The following is a 17,486-nucleotide window of genomic DNA, read 5'->3' as shown; positions in this document are numbered from 1 at the left end:
ATACTAACGGATAATCTCGATCCGTTTGTCTTGCGAGAACCACATGACATAAGCTCCTAAGGCTTCCGAAACGTAACGCAGCGGCACCATGATTCTGCCGTCAATCGCCTGCGCAGGTACGTCCATGCCTTCAATCAATTCTCCCAAAGTCATTGTCAGCACTTTACCGTCAAGCGTAATGGTAGCTGTTTTGGTTGCGTGGTCCCACTTGACTTCAGCGCCCAAAGCTTCCGCTACAGCCCGGATCGGCACCAGGGTTCTTTGCTCCTGGATAACAGGCGGCACATCGTTTTGCTTAGCAAGTGCTCCAATTGAATACTCTTTGCTGTCAACCTTGAACGTAATCTTGGTAACCGAATCAGCCTTAACGATGCTGTACAAGCTGAAGCTGTCCGTATAGAACTCAAAGCTATTCGTTGCCGGGATATAGACCCCGCCAAGCTTGATCGTCTTATACGTGCCGTCTGCCTGAGGTACGAATCGAACCGCTGTCAGGTTGGTCGTATCACCGGTCACCCCTAGCTCCTTCAAGTTAATCGTGACTTTGACCGGTTCAGCGAAGCTCTTGATTCTCGTGCTGGTGCCGTTCGAATAATTCAGCTGGGCAATCAGGTCCAGAACCTTCCCGCCTAGCGGCTGCAAGCCCGCCTGATCCAGCTTGGCTCCTGCCAACACCTCATCGGTTTTGGACTTCTCTGTCATAAGTATTCCTAACTCCAGGGAAGCACCTAATCCTAGTTTGAGCTCCGGTACGTTCAAGCCATTCTTACCAAAATCAATTACACCAAGCGTAGATTCAAGAATAACCGGCTTCGCAGCCTTCATGATCTCTTGAACCTCAGACGCAGCTGTTTTTACTGTGCCTTGTCCCGTTTCAACTGTGTTCAGTCCATCTGTAATTTTGGTAGACGGCTGTGTCACAGGCTGTGTAGCTGCCGGTGGGGTATCGGTGCTAACCGGCGGTGTATAGGAATTAACGGGCGGTGTATACGAATCTACCGGTGCAGTCTTGATTACAGCTGCCCGGAAGGCATTATAAGCCGCTGTTAATTGCTCATTAGCCTTGTCAATCTCTGCTTGTGTTGCCGCCGTGCGGATGACATTTTCCGCCGCCGTAATTGCGGCTTGCAGGATTGCTTTGGAACCCGCCGGATACTGCCCTACGCCGTTGCCCTCTGTGCTTTCATTTAAAAGAGTTGCCGCTTCAGTAATCTGGGCCTGAATCTCTCCGGCATTTCCAGCCTTGATGACTGCCGCTTCAAAGGCCGCCACCGCGGCTTCAAATGTCGCTTTCGCTGCGTCGATTTGTGCTTGTGTTGCCGGGTGTTCAAGCACTTCTTTGGCTGCTGCCATTGCTGCTTCCAACGCTTTTACAGCTTCAGCCGGGTATTGGCCTACGCCTTCGCCTACGATGCTGTCTTTCAGCAGCGTTTGTGCTTCGTTTACCACTGCGCCAGCTTCTTCGCTGCTGCCTTTTGTATTAACCGCAGCTTCAAATGTCTTGATTGCTGCTTCCAGCGTCGCTTTGGCTTCGTCAATCTGCGCTTGCGTTGCCGGATGTTCAAACACTTCCTTAGCTGCCTGGATGGCTGCTTTCAATACGTCGACCGCTTCGGCCGGATACTGGCCTACGCCTTCGCCTACTGGTACATCAACCAGCAATGTTTCTGCTTCGGTCACAGTTGTGTCAGCTTCTTCGCTGCTGCCTTCTTTATTCACCCTAGCTTCAAATGTCTTGATTGCCGCTTCCAACGTTGCTTTCGCTTCGTCAATTTGTGCTTGTGTTGCCGGGTAATCAAACACTTCCTTAGCTGCCTGGATGGCTGCTTTCAATACGTCGACTGCTTCTGACGGGTATTGGCCTACGCCTTCGCCTACTGGCACATCGACCAGCAATGCTCCTACTTCGGTCACAGCTGCGTCAGCTGCTTCACTGCTACCTTCTTTATTTACCGCAGCTTCAAATGTTGTGATTGCTGCTTCTAATGTAGCTTTGGCCTCATCGATCTGCGCCTGAGTTGCTGGATGTTCAAACACTTCTTTGGCTGCCTTGATGGCTGCCTTCAACACGTCGACCGCTTCAGACGGATATTGGCCTACACCTTCCCCTACTGGCACATCGACCAGCAATGTTTCTGCTTCGGTCACAGCTGCGTCAGCTTCTTCGCTGCTGCCTTCTTTATTCACCCTAGCTTCAAATGTCTTGATTGCCGCTTCCAACGTTGCTTTCGCTTCGTCAATTTGTGCTTGTGTTGCCGGGTGATCAAACACTTCCTTAGCTGCCTGGATGGCTGCTTTCAATACGTCGACCGCTTCGGCCGGATACTGGCCTACGCCTTCGCCTACTGGTACATCAACCAGCAATGTTTCTGCTTCGGTCACAGCTGCGTCAGCCTCTTCGCTGCTGCCTTTTGTATTAACCGCAGCTTCAAATGTTATGATGGCTGCTTCCAATGTAGCTTTGGCTTCATCAATCTGCGCTTGCGTGGCTGGGTGTTCAAACACTTCCTTGGCTGCCTGGATGGCTGCTTTTAACACGTCGACTGCTTCTGACGGATATTGGCCAACGCCTTCGCCTACTGGTACATCGACCAGCAGTGCTTCTGCTTCGGTCACAGCTGCGTCAGCTTCTTCGCTGCTGCCTTCTTTATTTACCGCAGCTTCAAATGTCGTGATTGCTGCTTCCAACGTTGCTTTCGCTTCGTCAATCTGCGCCTGCGTTGCCGGGTTTTCGAACACTTCTTTCGCTGCCTTGATTGCTGCTTTCAATACGTCGACTGCTTCTGACGGATATTGGCCTACGCCCTCGCCTACTGGTACATCAACCAGCAATGCTTCTGCTTCGGTCACAGCTGCATCAGCTTCTTCGCTGCTGCCTTCTTTATTTACCGCAGCTTCAAATGTCTTGATTGCTGCTTCCAGCGTCGCTTTGGCCTCATCGATCTGAGCTTGCGTTGCCGGGTTTTCGAACACTTCCTTGGCTGCTGCAATCGCTGCTTCCAGTGTTGTTTTGGCTGCCAGCGGGTACTCACCTAAGCCTTCACCTACAACGCTGTCTTTCAGTAGCGTTTCTGCGCCGATCACTACCGCATCAGCTTCTTCACTGCTACCTGCTCCATTTACCTTAGCTACAAATGCGGTAATTGCCGCTTCCAACGCCGCCTTAGCTGTATCAATCTGCGCTTGTGTTGCCGGTTGTTCAAACACTTCCTTGGCTGCTGCAATCGCAGCCTCCAGTGTTGTTTTGGCAGACAGTGGATATTGGCCTACGCCTTCGCCTACAATGCTGTCTCTCAGCAGCGTTTCTGCGCCGGTCACAGCTGCATCAGCTTCTTCGCTGCTGCCTTCTTTATTCACTGTATTCTTGAAAGTTGTGATCGCTGCTTCCAACGCCGCCTTAGCTGTATCAATCTGCGCTTGTGTCGCTGGTTGTTCCAGCACTTCCTTGGCTGCTGCAATCGCTGCCTCCAGTGTTGTTTTGGCAGACAGTGGATATTGGCCTACGCCTTCGCCTACAATGCTGTCTCTCAGCAGCGTTTCTGCGCCGGTCACAGCTGCATCAGCTTCTTCGCTGCTGCCTTCTTTATTCACTGTATTCTTGAAAGTTGTGATCACTGCTTCCAACGCCGCTTTAGCTGTATCAATCTGCGCTTGTGTCGCTGGTTGTTCCAGCACTTCCTTAGTTGCTGCAATCGCTGCTTCCAGTGTTGTTTTGGCTGCCAGCGAATACTCGCCTACGCCTTCGCCTACAATGCTGTCTCTCAGCAGCGTTTCTGCGCTGGTCACTACCGCATCAGCTTCTTCGCTGCTGCCTTCTTTATTCACTGCATTTTTGAAAGTTGCGACCGCTGCTTCCAGCGCCGCCTTAGCTGTATCAATCTGCGCTTGTGTCGCTGGTTGTTCAAACACTTCTTTCGCTGCTGCAATCGCTGCTTCCAGTGTTGTTTTGGCTGCCAGCGGGTACTCACCTAAGCCTTCGCCTACAATGCTGTCTCTCAGCAGCGTTTCTGCGCCGGTAACTACCACATCAGCTTCTTCAGTGTCTCCAGCCAGTATCTGCGCCTTCTTAAACACATCGACCGCGTCTACAAGGGCTTGGTAAGTAGCATCAAGCTTCACTTGCGAAGAGGGTTTATCGACCACAATAATCGCTGCATCAAATACTGCCTCCAATGCTGCTATTGCCTCAGCCGGATATTGTCCAACTCCGGTTCCTGCTTTGCTGGCCTCCAAAAGCCTGCCTACCTCATAAATTTTTTCGAGAGCTTTCGAGATATTGCCCGCTGGAATTATTTTAGCGATGAAAATACCTGCGGCATCTATCAGTTCCTCATAAGCCTGATCAATCTCCTGCTGGGTAGCCGGTTCGCTGATCACATTCGATGCTGCCGTAACCGCTGATTGCAAAATCGCTTTTGATCCTGCCGGATATTCTCCTGCGTCATCCCCCTCTTTGCTGTTGCTCAAAAGAGTGGTCAAATCCGTAATGGCCAATTGAAGATTTGTGCTGTCCCCGGCACGAACTACAGATTTCTGAAAATCTTCAACCGCATCCGCAAGTGTTTGAAGTGCTTCCTCTATTTCTTCTTGAGTTGACGGCCCGCCTACTACTATGTTTGCCGCCTCAATGGCTGTCATGAACAACGCTTTGACTTCCGGCCAATATTGCCCTGCACCGTAGCCCTCCGGGCTAGTATCATAGAGTGTCATTGCCTCCGACAACGCCATTAGAAGCGGGGCATACTCGCCCTCCTGAATCTTAGCATTTTCGAAAGCTTCGATTGCTTGTACCAAATCATGATGGGCATCATCAATCTGTTGCTGTGTCCCGGGGGAATCCATCAGAGACTCGGCAGCTTCAACAGCCTTATCCAAAGCATCGAAGGCTTCTGACGGATACTCTCCAGGGCGATCACCCTCTGCGCTAAAACTCAAAAGATTTCTTGCTGCTTCAATTTTGAGTTGGAGCTCTGTGCTGTTCCCTTCCTTGATCACCGCAGCTTCAAAAGCTGCAACTGCGTTGTTCAGAGTTAGGATAGCCTCATCCATTGCTACTTGAGTCGCTTCTTCATTTGCCAAGTTTTCTGCATTTGTAATCGCGGATGCCAGTAAGTCCATGGCTTCTAGCGGATATTCTCCTACAGCATTTCCTTCAGTACTTCCCTCCAGGAGGATTTTCGCCTCAGTAATTGCGGCTTGTAGTGCTGTATTGTCTCCCGCCTTAATTACAGACGCCTTAAAATTCGCCAATGAATTATTCATACTCGCTAACGCTTGATCAACTTCCAATTGAGTAGACATCAGGTTGATTAACGTCTCCCACGCAGCATCTATGGAACCTTGGAGAATGTCCTTCGAATCTGCCGGATATTGTCCAACTTTGGTACCTACTTCACTGGCATCCAAAAATGCCCGGGCAGTCTCGATGCCAGCCTGGAGCGCTACTTTATTAGTATCGGGATTCTTTGAATCCTTAAAAACCTGTAGTGCATTCACCAAATTTTCATAGGCTTCATTAATTTGTGCTTCGGTCCCTGAATTCCTAATCAGAACATTTGCTGCATCGATGACACTGTACAAATCTGTGTAAGCTGATGAAGGATACTGTCCTGGTCCATCTCCTTCCGAAGCAAACCTCAGGAAATCCCATATCTCACCAATTTTCTCCTGGAGTACCGAGGGATCTCCCCTCTTAATTTCGGAGTCTAAGAATTTTGTAATTGCGGCATCCAAAGCTTGATAGGCAGCCTCTAGCTCAGCTTCGGTAGAGGTGGGATTATTCCATTCTTTAGCCGAAGTAATAGCAGCTCCTAACGTATCTCTTGCCTCAGCCGGATATTGACCGTAGTCTGTCCCCACAGTGGTATAATCGAATATCCTTTGCGCATAGCTAATCTTGGCCTGAAACGGTGTCACTGCTGCCGCGCGAAATATCTCTATGGCATCGGATAACATTTGATGTGCATTTTTAATCTCTGCTTGATTATCTGAATAGTGGTACACATCTACTGCTTGCATAATGGCATCGTTTAAAGCGTCTTTTGCTTGTCTTGAGTATTGTCCTTCGCCATCTCCCTCAAGACTATATAGATAAAGGTCGGATGCCTCGATAACTTTTAAATACAAGTCATCCCTAGTGATCTCGGGACTTTCTGGTTCTTCCGGCTCTTCCGGTTCCTCCGAACCGTATAATTCACGTGGGATGGAGGTGCTATACAAGCCGGTATGAGCATAAGGATTCATGCCCTGCGGATAATAGTACCATTGGTAGCCCCGATTGGTGGATATATAATACTCTATCGTATAGGCTTCCATTTGTTTAAATTCGGGATCAGCCAAATTAACGGTGTACGTATCGCCGTCCACATGGGTTAGTTGGCCCATACCCTTCACTATACTTAATCCATCGGAAGTTAATTCTGACCTGTAATAGACATTGATTGTTGGAACTTCGCCTTCCTGCAACTGCGTAATCTTGAATGTAGCGGGTATATTGTCGAAACTGGTAACAACAGGCGGAGTGTGCTCGACTATAGCTGCTGTGGAAAAGTCCGGCGGATCAGCCAGCTTAACCGTCAAAGCTCCTTCCAACGAGTTCATGTCAATAACCTCGGGATATTGCAGGAATCCCCCATCTTCATCTAACATAGTGAAAAAATAAGTCATTTCATACGCATTGAATTCTCTTATCTTACTCTTGACTTGATAGGTAATGTCAGCAGAAAATACTGAACTATTGTCGTCTTCCCGTGTCAGGCTAATAATGTCACCCGGCACCATACCATAGGCATGCTTAAAAAATGTTCTTATCTGTACATTGTGAATTCCGCCATCCAGTGCCGTTGCACTTACGATGAGATGATTAAGATCACTTGTATCCAGCGGCGTAGGGGCTATTCTTGGCTGCGCCGGTTGCGGAGTACCCCCACCTGAATTCACAGTAATAGTATGAGTAGTATAAAAATTATCCGGCAATACAGCTTTGATGGTAATCGTTCCAGCTGGTGCTCCTTTATCAACGAACAGTGTATTGCCCACAATCCGCTTGCCTACCGGATTTTCTTCCACAATGGATAATTGAACATAATCTGGAGGATAAGATGCCTCCCCGTACTCAAAGGTAACAATTATCTCTGCCTCATACGATTCATCCGTAACATCAATAGTATCCTCCAGGTCTCTCAATCCAGCAGAAGTATACTTCATAATATTTAAATCATCTTTCAATACCAGATCAGCCGCATGTATCAAGCCCGTCGGTATGATCATCGCAAACACCAGCAACAAGGCGATTATCCGTTTAAATCTCAATGCCTTTTCCTCCATTATTTTCATTTTTTCTACATCAATTTATTCTACACGACAGCGCTAAACGTAGAATAAACAAGAAAACCGCCACGAAGGGTGGCGGCATGAAGTAATGGATTGTCTACGGGGTTCAGTCCTGATCCTTATTCTTTTTCCTATATTCCTCTTGGATTCTTACAGCCTCAGCCCACTCCTCCGGCGGAGTGAAGTACGCATCGTACTCCTTCAGCGCCTCCGGCGACTGCTGCTCTCTCCATTCCCATAAGTGCATCAAGTAATCTTCACCATACCCCATTCTCCAGCCAATGCTGAACGGCTCAATTTCAGGATACACTATCCACTGCGGCAGCAAGAATTCCGGCACATATTCATCTAATCCGTTCCTAATCTCCATCAGCAGCTTGCCCAGCATATTGCCGCCTTGGCCGTTACCCCCGTCTCCCCAGTAGGCATCATTGGCCGTATGTTCAACTAAGGTACAATCGCCTGTCGACAAAAGAATGGACTTTATAGCGGGATGCTGCTCAACCTTAGCCATCAGCGCTTCTCTCATGACCTCAACCTTGCATGCTTCCCAGTCGGAACGAAGCGGCTTACTCCGGTCCCGCCCCAACCGTGCTGTCTCCATCGGAGTTCCGGCGAGCCGGACCTCTTCCTCATGCTCAGTACCTGCGAACTTCTGCGCCTGAAAATAATGCTCCGTGGTTGCCCACGCCTTGCCTTTTAACACTATGGGGTACTTGGCAAAATTAGAGAAACAACCGTAAGGCTTATCCGTTTCATAGAAGCGTATAAAGCGTTCTTCGGGATTGAGAGCCAGCAGCTTTCTTCTGTTGTCTTCAAGTATCCTCTGGATGTGTTCCGGGGTGTTCATAATGAGCGTGCCTCCTTGTCCGAATTTCATCTAAGCGTCATTCAAGTTCATAGTGAATCTACAAAAACGCACCAAAATACAACTCTACCGCCTCCTGAGAATAACCGTCATCCCCCTGCCACTCAGCCATAGAGTTAAAATCATGACTCCCGCCTCTGCGTTTCCGGGGTGTGTCCCGCGGTACCAGCAATCCGGCATAGCCCCAGATCTCCATGATCACATCCCGTTCATTCTTACTGGAGGGAATCACGTCCTTCCACCGCTTCTCCAGCATCCGCGCACTCTCATGGTCCGCACAATCCCGTATCGCTTCGAGCATCCCGGAGAGTATGGCAGTATCCTCGGCGGTAACCTCGAACTCTTCTTCTTTACTGAATAATTCAAGGCCCAGCCAGCAGTATAAAAGCCAGTTCAGACGAATCCCGCCCCATTTGACCCGTTCGAAATTCAGCACATTCAGATCATTATTTATATATTCCCGATCAGACATTAATCTGTGAAAGTTACAATCCCCGCAGCTGCTATAATTGGGCCGTACTGAACTCCGCTGCTCATAGGTATGTACAGGTAAATCGGAAGTCAGGGCCCAGCTGGATAGGGCACTCCGCAAATAGACCTTCTTCGTCGACAGACTGTGAAGGAATGCGGCAGCAACCCGCTCCTTAGTGATCGTCTGATGCAGCTCATGTAGCCGCAAGACAATCTCGTCATGAGTAATCGTCACTGGATCGAACATCAGGCCTTTGCTTTTGGCATAATCGAAATCCTCACCGGTGAAGGCAGCAGGACTACTCTTCCAGCCGGCTGAGGTCCAGAAGGTGTTCATGAGGATTTTCTTTGCTTTGTTGTCCATGGAGTCACTTCCTCGGGTTTGGCTTAATCAGCTCTATAGCTTAGTTCTATAGCTTCTATGTAATTACCTGTTTTGCGGAACTTTGACTAAGCTTAATTCTCTCGATTTGCATAAAAAATAGACCGCCAGGAGGCGATCTACTTATTACTACCGATAAGCGAGCTTAACCGCTCCAGGAGGTCTCCACCGCCGGTTACAGAGATAGAGCCGATTTTGTCGCATATTTTCTCGAGGAATTCCAGCTCCTTCAGACGGAACAGGGTCTGATTCTCGTCCATCAGCTTCGCTGTATTCAGCAGGCTGCGCGTGGAAGCCGTCTCTTCCCGGCGGGTAAGCAGGTTCGCCTGCGCCTTCTTTTCTGCGAGCAGGACGGTATTTAGGATGTCCTTCATTTCCCCCGGCAGAATTACATCCTTCACCCCCGCCCCGAGGAAACGTACCCCGAACGCCTCTTCCTTCTCCTGGATACGGGACAGAATGAATGTGGCAACATCCTCTTTTCGTTTCAGAAGATCGTCCAATTTCAGCGTCCCGACATACTCCCGAAGCAGGAGCTGAAGCTGGATGTGTATCTGCTCGTCAAAAGCCTTCATCTCCAGAACGCGGTGCGGACTTACGATGGTGTACTGGCATACGAAGTTCAGACGCAGCGAGACCTTATCCTCTGTCATCATTTCCTGGCCGACCAGATCCATCTGCTGTTGTCTTAGATCGACCGTTTTCGTCAGTACCGAGACCGGTCCCTTCCAGAAATAATACTTACCAGGCGTAAGCTCCCGCTCGAGCGTATGATCATAGAACAGGAATCCCTGCTCGTAGCTTGCGATTTCGCAGCACTGCACATACGGAGTAAGCTTCGGGATAATCGAGCGGTCGATCCCGGCAGGCAGCTCCGGCTGCCCTATATCCGTATGTACGAAGGTATGCTTTCTCAGGAGGTTCCAATAAGCATACACACCCGGCTTCAGCACTTGCATGAATTGGCCATCCTCATAGTGCAGAACAATCTCATGATCCTGTACGCGTACGACATCGAGCTCCCGGAGGAGTTCATCATCCTGTAAAAATAGCTGCAGGTCTTTGCCCTCGACACTAAACGGTTTGCCAATATTCAGTACTGCCACTGTATGCTGCGACCATGAGAAGTAACGGTAGGTTCCCGGCAGCAGCCGCTTCACATAACTTCCCTTATGAAAGAGCAGACCGCGCTGGTCCGCTTGAATCGTTATTTGCTTCAACATATGTATGCCCCCTTCATGTTTGACCAATGGCTGACAGAATCCCGCTGCAGCTCAGGCGGAATCACGTTTGAGACAGGCGGCCCTGCCGGGAGGTCCGGGAGGACTACTTGAGGTCCGAGGCTAACCCATACTTCAGCCGGCCTTCGTTCCCTTCTTTCCTTGCCACAGCCTCCCAGCTACCGCACCATCGGTATCCACGGATTGCAAAGCCCTTCCGCAGTAGCGCTAGACTAGCCGCCAGAGATCCTGTCCATTGGTTTGCCTACTCACAATTTGCTTCAATAGTCGCTCGATGGAAATCGAGTACTGTACCAACGTCGCTTAGAAGGCGATTAGGGACTCTTACCGAAACGGACCGTACAGGATACCGTAACATACATGCCGGCACTGCGGGATCACCTGAGATCCCCGCCTCGTTACGCCCGCCCGGATAAGAACCGGATGTATGATGAACGCGCTCGGCGTTATCTTACAGGCTCTATCATCGCTGAAATCCAGCGCAACGAACATGGCGAAAGTATTACGACGGAAGAATAAATTTCCAGAGGGGAGTCTTGAACTGCATAGAAAAAAGCTCAAAGGCAGGGATGGGAAGCCTGCGCTTGAGCTTTTTTGGGGGATTCAGTTTTGGGTTTTGCTGATTCTATCTTTCCACAAATAGAAATAGGCCGCCCGGTCAAAGGTAGCGGTCCTATTTCAACGGATAACCTTTAAAAGCCTACGCCATTAAAAGCGGCTATTGCGCAGAGAGTCGTGTGTCCAGCACGGCTCTCTTTGTATTATACTTTTTTTCTGGAGTTACTGTACCACAAATCAATTCATAAAGTAAGAAAATCTCAGTTGCATTAATCTAAAACGAAATGATTACCCTCATGCTGATCTAGTCCCGCCCAAATCGCGCTGTATCTATAGAATTCTGCGGAGCCGGACCCCTTCCTCATATGCAGTATGTAAACATTAATGAAATTATACTAAAATAGTATTATCAATGCAGAATCTATAACTTTCTCATTAAGCTGCATAACCGGAGGGAACTAATGAAAAAACATATTCATGTAGTTGGTGCTGTAATCATTGAAAATGAAAAGATACTTTGTGCGCAGCGAGGAGCTAGCAAAGCATTGGCTTACATGTGGGAATTCCCAGGCGGGAAAATTGAGGATGGCGAAACACCACAGTCTGCACTAAAACGAGAGATCGATGAAGAAATGAACTGCACAATCGAAATTGGTGAAGCGATCGAGACCACTGTGTATGAATATGACTTTGGTTTTGTTCATCTCACTACTTTTTATTGCAATCTATTAAAAGGTACACCAACCTTAACTGAACATATTGCCATACAATGGCTACCTGCTAATGAATTGATGTCTTTAGAATGGGCACCTGCTGATATTCCTGCTGTTCAAAAAATTCAAGAAACACTGGGGAATTGAAATGGACAATCCCCTTCTACATTTGAACAGTTCTTTAAATTGGGCATTTATTGACCATCAACAGGATTCACCGGATAAATATAAGCCAAAACTATTAGTCAATAATAAGGACACCAATGATTACGTGCTTACACCTTTGCTAGAGGAGCTTGATCACTGTTCCTCTTTCATAATTTCTGTTGCATTTATTACGGAGAGTGGCTTAGCCACTCTTAAATCTCATTTAGCTGATCTGAAATCACGAGGAATTACTGGTAAAATTCTAACTTCCAATTATCTAAACTTTAACAAGCCAAAAATATATAGTGAGTTGCTAAAAATAACGAATGTTGAAGTTCGTTTGACAGATCTAAGTGGTTTTCATGCTAAAGGTTACGTTTTTCAACATGAAGATCATTCAACAATCATTATGGGAAGCTCTAATCTGACTGCAGCAGCATTAAAGGCCAACTACGAATGGAACGTGAAATTAACCTCATTTAAACATGGGGGCCTTCTTGGGCAGTTCCATAGTGAGTTTGAAAAGGTATGGCTAAATGCTGTTCCACTAACGAATAAATGGATCGAATTATATCAAATTCTTTATGAAGAGTTTCAGAGGGTAACCCTTAATGATCGACTAGCAATGCCCTTCACTCCTGAAAAGTTCCCTCAAGCCGTATCTGGTTTAGTCTCACCTAATAAAATGCAGGAGAGAGCACTACAAAATCTAAAAGAGTTGCGCACAACAGGGGCAGTTAAAGGACTTGTTATTTCAGCGACAGGAACAGGAAAAACCTATCTCTCTGCTTTTGACGTGAAAAGCTTTGCTCCAAGCAGAATGTTATTCGTAGTACACCGAGAACAAATTTTGCAAAAAGCTTTGGCTGATTATCAGCGAATTCTAGGCGGTGCGGACAGTGATTTTGGTATTTTATCTGGAAACAGTAAAGAAACAGAGGCCAAGTACCTCTTTGCTACAATTCAAACCATCTCTCAGGACTCGTCATTAAGCAATTTTAATCCTGAGGCGTTTGATTATATTTTGATTGACGAGGTTCACAAAGCCGGAGCACGTTCCTACCTTAAAGTCATCGAACATTTCAAACCTAAGTTCCTACTGGGCATGACAGCAACTCCAGAACGCACTGATGAATTTAATATATATGAACTCTTCGACTACAACATCGCTTATGAAATTCGCCTTCAGGAAGCTTTGGAGGAAGACATGTTGTGTCCATTTCACTACTTTGGCGTTACTGACTTTGAATACAACGGCCAAATCATTGACGATACGACTCTACTCTCCCAGTTAGTCACTGATGAAAGAGTATCTTATGTAATTGAAAAGATTGAATATTACGGTTACTCAGGGGAAGCCATAAAGGGATTGATCTTTTGTAGTCGCAGAGAAGAAGCTATCGAGCTATCTAACATTCTAAATATGAAAGGTTATCGTACAGTAGCTTTGACTGGAAGCGATAGTCAAGAAACACGGGAGCGCTGTGTAACTGATCTTGAATCAGGTAACCTAGACTATATCTTAACTGTAGATATTTTCAATGAAGGAATCGATATCCCTTGTATTAACCAAGTTGTGATGCTTCGTCAAACTCAGTCCAGTATAGTGTTTGTTCAGCAGCTAGGGCGTGGCTTACGTAAGCATCCTAATAAAGAGTTCGTCACGATCATCGACTTTATTGGTAACTATAAAAATAATTATTTGATTCCTGTAGCCCTTTCTGGAGACCAGACTCAGAACAAAGATAATATCCGTCGTCATATGAAAGACACCAGTTATATTAAGGGCATCTCAACCATTAACTTCGAAGAAATTGCCATTCAACAAATTTATCGCTCGATTAGTAATAGCAATCTTACAGCACTTAAGATTCTTAAAGAATCTTACTCTCAACTTAAAAATCGCCTTAATCGAATACCCAAACTAATGGATTTCATTGAAGCAAATTCAATTGATCCGCTTATATTCACTGATGAGCATTCAAGCTATTATCACTTTCTACAAAAGATTAAAGAAAACATTCCCATCTTATCAGAGCACGAGAAGAATTATATAGCGATGTTATCAGCAGAGATTCTTAATGGAAAACGTAAGCATGAAATTGTATTAATAAACTTACTTTTCTCTAAAGATAATGTTACTTCGACGGAGTATATGAATGCCCTTATGGAGAATGGATGCCCAACAGATTCCAGAACTATTGATTCTGTCACACGTGTACTCAACCTATCATTTTTCACAGAACCAACAAGGAAAAAATATGGAGAAACAGCTGTAGTGCAATTCGATCCATCTCAAAATTATGTTTTCCACCCAATGTTGGCTAATTCGCTAAAGAATAATATGTATTTTCGAGAAATGATCTTTGATATTATTCAGACTGCATTTCATAAAAATGAACAGTATGATTGTGGCGAACCCTTAACTTTATACAAGAAGTATTCCAGAAAAGATTCTTGTAAACTTTTGAATTGGAGTAATGATGAGGGCTCAACTATCTATGGTTATAAAACAAAACATCAGACTTGCCCAATCTTTGTAACCTATCACAAACAGGAAGAAATAGAAGCAAGTACGAAATATCAAGAAAACTTCATCAACGCAGAGGTTCTAACGTGGTCAACAAGGAGTAGACGAACACTTGAATCTGAGGAGGTTAAAACGATTCTTGAGGCAGACCGCTTAAAAATCGACCTTCATGTTTTCGTGAAAAAGGATGATGCAGATGGAACAGAATTCTACTACTTAGGTAAAGCACATCCCGATCAATCGAGCGCTGTTCAGGCATCTATGCTGGATAAGAATAATGAATCAATATCTGTAGTGCATATGAATCTGCTATTAGAGAATTCTGTGGAAAGTAAGCTTTATGGATATCTGACTAAATCTTGAAATGTATCAATAACTAAGGACGTGAATACACCACGTCCTTAGTTAGCCAAAAACATTCAAACTTATAACGGCCAATATATTTTTCTTAACGGTATTAATGTCCGTGTCTCCGAATCAAATTGATCATAGTATTGCGTGACCAACTCCGCGAGCAAATCCAAGTCTATTAACGATAAAGGGATATTGGATCTTTCCGCTTCATATTTCGCTTCCTTGGTGAATCCACCACTTGATACATAAATCCCCCGATCTCCTACTCTTAATCCTCCGGTAAAACTACGTATTTGATTAGATCCCATACTGCCTGAACGGTGTTTTACTTCCACTATAATTCTGGGTTCTTCAAGCCCTAGACCATCTGGGGATGCAAAAATATCTCTTCCCCGGTCCGGCCCCTTGGGTGATATTCGTGTCTTGTAGCCCATTCCTCTTAGGATGCCCGCAACAAGTTCCTGCATCTGCTCCCAGTCTAACTTAGCAATCTTATCTTTGATAAATTCATTGGACTTCTCAATAACGTCTTCCTTGATTAGCTCTAATTCTTCAGCTTCTTCCTCCGTCTCAGCTTGCACAGACTCTATAGGTTGACTTGGTTGATTACCTTCTGTCTGTCCGGTTACCATTTGCTTGAGCAATTCCTTCTGAACATCATTCGGGATAGATATAATAGTCATTATGGAACCAAGAGTATTCCTGGCGCTTGCCGTCAAAACATCTCTGGATACAGTTCCTTCCCAATCGATTCTGCGAACATGGGGTTTATCCGTAATATAATTAGGCTTAAATTCATAATTAGACTTGATTCTTCCTATGTAATAGAGTCGCTCTTCAGGATTATATGTGATTACTTGGTCGTCTATTTTAAATTCACTTACAAAACGAAAAATCTGGCCAGCAGTAATATTAATCTTACCCTCTTTATATCCAGGATACCTTACCTTCAACAGCCTCTTCATCTCTTGCAGTGTATTTACCGCACCGATATCTCCCAATTGAGCCCAACCAATCGCCACCGCTTGCTTTTCTTTAAATTCGTCAATAAGATATGCCCTTTCTCCCGCTCGAACAAGCCACATACTTTTCATAGTTGACCTCCCTTTATTCTTTGTACATGAAACTTACGAATCTCGGCATCGGTGATATTGGCCTTAACCAAATGATCGTATATCGTTTGGGTCTGCGCCGCAGAAATAGGAGGTTCAGGGGTTCCCATTTTCAAACTGATCAGCTTCCTAGAGATATACTCACTTAGTTCCACATCATAGACAATCAGTTCGTCCGAATGGATCTTCCGCAGTTCAGGATCAATACTGAACCGACATCTCATCGTGAATGAAACCATAGAGATGAATTTCACTGCCGTTACACCTTTCATCAGACTCTCGATGGCCTTGATATGTCCGTAGTTTTGCTTAAGCGGATTATACATCTTGTAACGGTTGCTCACTGACCATTGCTGATCCGACCGCCCACCCTTAATTTCCCCATTGTAGTTTTTCGTCTCAATGACAAATATGCAGTAGGGAGAAATAACAATATGATCAATCTGAGTGTAGCCTGTTCGAGACTTGGGATTAGGGAGCATTAAATCGCTTAACGATTTGCACTCTTTAGGTAACTGATCCAGTTGGATATTAATTTTATGTTCGCCTAGCTCACCAATTCGTGTGGAGGCCACTTTTGGCTTTGGCTTTGGCTTTGGCTTTGGCTTTGGAGATTGTATCTTCTGCACAGCCTGTGGAAGCTTAGCATCAGACTTTTTGAAGAGAGAGAACAGTGCTTTTAACATAGCAAAACCTCATATCAACTGGATTTACAATATGTATGGTAATTCGACAATATGGGAAGGATTACCTCCCCAAAAACACCAAGAAAAAAGACTGTCGCATGGACAGCCCAATAATAAAGTATGCATGTATCACTCTTCGTTCTGATACCAAAATACTTTTGCAGTATATTCCACAGGACATGTCTTAGTCCGAGAGAACTGGAGGGGCAGTAGAGGCATTTGCAAGTTGCATACCATCCTTAAGCCCTTGTAGATATAAGCGTTCATAAATAACGGATTGCTTCAATTGAAGCTTGTCCTCCCAGTACTCAAACTCTGGCATATGTGCAGTGTCCATGGACTCAAATAATGCTTGAGAAGCTTTGCTCTCTTCTTCAAACGAAAGTCTAGGCTCGGATTGATGCTCGATCTGTGCGGTAACCTCATTCAATCGACTTTGAATCGTCTGTATAAACCATGCTGGAAAGCTCACTAAATCCCCTCCAAGACAGATTTTCAAACGAAATGATGCTGTATGTCCACTTTTTTCTTGATACATTCGATTAATGAGTTCGTCCAGCTTGCGGCTCTGAGCCTGAACCTCTTCATTGCTGCTTAGCGGAATTCCCTGCTCCAATGATTTATTTCCGAGTTCATTCAGCTTGCGCTTCTCCTCCTCATAATTATGCGTAAGATGTTGCATCGCACCCTCTCCTTCCTGGGAAAGCTATATCTGTAGACGATGTACAGAAATTTTAATGCGTTTATCGGTTTATTTCATTTTAATTCGATATCCGCATTAAAACAACAGTTACCTCGCATACAATTTGGTTAAATTGTGAGGTGACACGGAAATGAGACATCGCAAAGAGCCCCCAGGTGACAAAAACATCATCGGGAGCCGAGTTGTAGCTATTCGAAAAGCTAAACGAATGAAGCAGAAAGATTTCCTTGCGAGGTTGCAAACTTTTGGTTTAGACATCAGCCCGACAAGTTTGTCTCGCTTGGAGGGTCAATATAGGCTTGTGCAGGATTATGAGGTTGTTGCTATTGCGAAGGCGCTGGAGGTTTCTGTTGGGGAGCTGTTGGGGGAGAGTATGTGAAATAATGAAA

10 protein-coding genes are annotated in these 17,486 nt (G+C 45.8%); 3 read left to right on the top strand and 7 right to left on the bottom strand.

Translation table 11 applies throughout. The features are described from left to right. Window positions 1–3: 3 nt before the first annotated feature. From P40081_RS04050 to P40081_RS04035, 4 genes are all read right to left on the bottom strand, one after another. Window positions 4–7,335, bottom strand: a complete 7,332-nt coding sequence (locus tag P40081_RS04050) for a DUF4972 domain-containing protein (protein ID WP_081969817.1) — start codon at window positions 7,333–7,335, stop codon at window positions 4–6. 103 nt (window positions 7,336–7,438) lie between these two features. Next, complete coding sequence (locus tag P40081_RS39690; RefSeq protein ID WP_042133510.1) at window positions 7,439–8,182, bottom strand: riboflavin biosynthesis intermediates N-glycosidase; 744 nt, start codon at window positions 8,180–8,182, stop codon at window positions 7,439–7,441. A 58-nt stretch (window positions 8,183–8,240) separates the two neighbouring features. Further along, entirely contained in the window at window positions 8,241–9,035 is a 795-nt protein-coding gene (locus P40081_RS04040; protein ID WP_042133507.1) for a hypothetical protein, read from the bottom strand. A gap of 137 nt (window positions 9,036–9,172) precedes the next feature. After that, window positions 9,173–10,276 carry a slipin family protein gene (locus P40081_RS04035; RefSeq protein WP_042133506.1) on the bottom strand — a complete coding sequence of 368 codons (1,104 nt, stop codon included), beginning with the start codon at window positions 10,274–10,276 and terminating at the stop codon, window positions 9,173–9,175. A 1,037-nt stretch (window positions 10,277–11,313) separates the two neighbouring features. Between P40081_RS04035 and P40081_RS04025 the strand changes: the two genes are divergently transcribed. Continuing rightward, window positions 11,314–11,712, top strand: coding sequence for a (deoxy)nucleoside triphosphate pyrophosphohydrolase (locus tag P40081_RS04025; RefSeq protein ID WP_042133504.1), 399 nt, complete (start codon window positions 11,314–11,316; stop codon window positions 11,710–11,712). 1 nt (window position 11,713) lies between these two features. After that, complete coding sequence (locus tag P40081_RS04020) at window positions 11,714–14,605, top strand: DEAD/DEAH box helicase (RefSeq protein ID WP_042133502.1); 2,892 nt, start codon at window positions 11,714–11,716, stop codon at window positions 14,603–14,605. Window positions 14,606–14,667: 62 nt separating this feature from the next. Here the strand turns inward: P40081_RS04020 and P40081_RS04015 are convergent, their stop codons facing one another. The 3 genes from P40081_RS04015 to P40081_RS04005 all read right to left on the bottom strand — a co-directional run bounded on the left by P40081_RS04015 (window position 14,668) and on the right by P40081_RS04005 (window position 17,076). Then, window positions 14,668–15,690 carry a restriction endonuclease gene (locus P40081_RS04015; protein ID WP_042133500.1) on the bottom strand — a complete coding sequence of 341 codons (1,023 nt, stop codon included), beginning with the start codon at window positions 15,688–15,690 and terminating at the stop codon, window positions 14,668–14,670. Next, the gene (locus P40081_RS04010) at window positions 15,687–16,394 is read right to left on the bottom strand and encodes a nuclease-related domain-containing protein (RefSeq protein ID WP_042133498.1); all 708 of its coding nucleotides are present in this window, start codon (window positions 16,392–16,394) and stop codon (window positions 15,687–15,689) included. The genes P40081_RS04015 and P40081_RS04010 overlap by 4 nt, the downstream gene beginning before the upstream one ends. 184 nt (window positions 16,395–16,578) lie before the next feature. Further along, window positions 16,579–17,076 (bottom strand): aspartyl-phosphate phosphatase Spo0E family protein, encoded by a 498-nt coding sequence (locus P40081_RS04005; RefSeq protein ID WP_042133496.1) that lies wholly within the window; start codon window positions 17,074–17,076, stop codon window positions 16,579–16,581. A 151-nt stretch (window positions 17,077–17,227) separates the two neighbouring features. Here P40081_RS04005 and P40081_RS04000 point away from each other — a divergent pair, with 151 nt between their 5' ends. Continuing rightward, window positions 17,228–17,476: a helix-turn-helix domain-containing protein gene (locus P40081_RS04000; protein WP_042133494.1), complete on the top strand. Its 249-nt coding sequence runs from the start codon at window positions 17,228–17,230 to the stop codon at window positions 17,474–17,476. Window positions 17,477–17,486: the final 10 nt, after the last annotated feature.

Source organism: Paenibacillus sp. FSL P4-0081 (genome assembly GCF_000758565.1).
Lineage (GTDB): Bacteria > Bacillota > Bacilli > Paenibacillales > Paenibacillaceae > Paenibacillus_AQ > Paenibacillus_AQ phytohabitans.
This window is presented reverse-complemented; position numbering and strand designations above follow the sequence as displayed.

Bases quoted from the DNA above. Each gene is read 5' to 3' on its own strand.
- P40081_RS39690 (WP_042133510.1), bottom strand. From the start codon at position 8,182: ATGAACACCCCGGAACACATCCAGAGGATACTTGAAGACAACAGAAGA.
- P40081_RS04015 (WP_042133500.1), bottom strand. From the start codon at position 15,690: ATGAAAAGTATGTGGCTTGTTCGAGCGGGAGAAAGGGCATATCTTATT.
- P40081_RS04020 (WP_042133502.1), top strand. From the start codon at position 11,714: ATGGACAATCCCCTTCTACATTTGAACAGTTCTTTAAATTGGGCATTT.
- P40081_RS04050 (WP_081969817.1), bottom strand. From the start codon at position 7,335: ATGAAAATAATGGAGGAAAAGGCATTGAGATTTAAACGGATAATCGCC.
- P40081_RS04000 (WP_042133494.1), top strand. From the start codon at position 17,228: ATGAGACATCGCAAAGAGCCCCCAGGTGACAAAAACATCATCGGGAGC.
- P40081_RS04010 (WP_042133498.1), bottom strand. From the start codon at position 16,394: ATGTTAAAAGCACTGTTCTCTCTCTTCAAAAAGTCTGATGCTAAGCTT.
- P40081_RS04035 (WP_042133506.1), bottom strand. From the start codon at position 10,276: ATGTTGAAGCAAATAACGATTCAAGCGGACCAGCGCGGTCTGCTCTTT.
- P40081_RS04025 (WP_042133504.1), top strand. From the start codon at position 11,314: ATGAAAAAACATATTCATGTAGTTGGTGCTGTAATCATTGAAAATGAA.
- P40081_RS04005 (WP_042133496.1), bottom strand. From the start codon at position 17,076: ATGCAACATCTTACGCATAATTATGAGGAGGAGAAGCGCAAGCTGAAT.
- P40081_RS04040 (WP_042133507.1), bottom strand. From the start codon at position 9,035: ATGGACAACAAAGCAAAGAAAATCCTCATGAACACCTTCTGGACCTCA.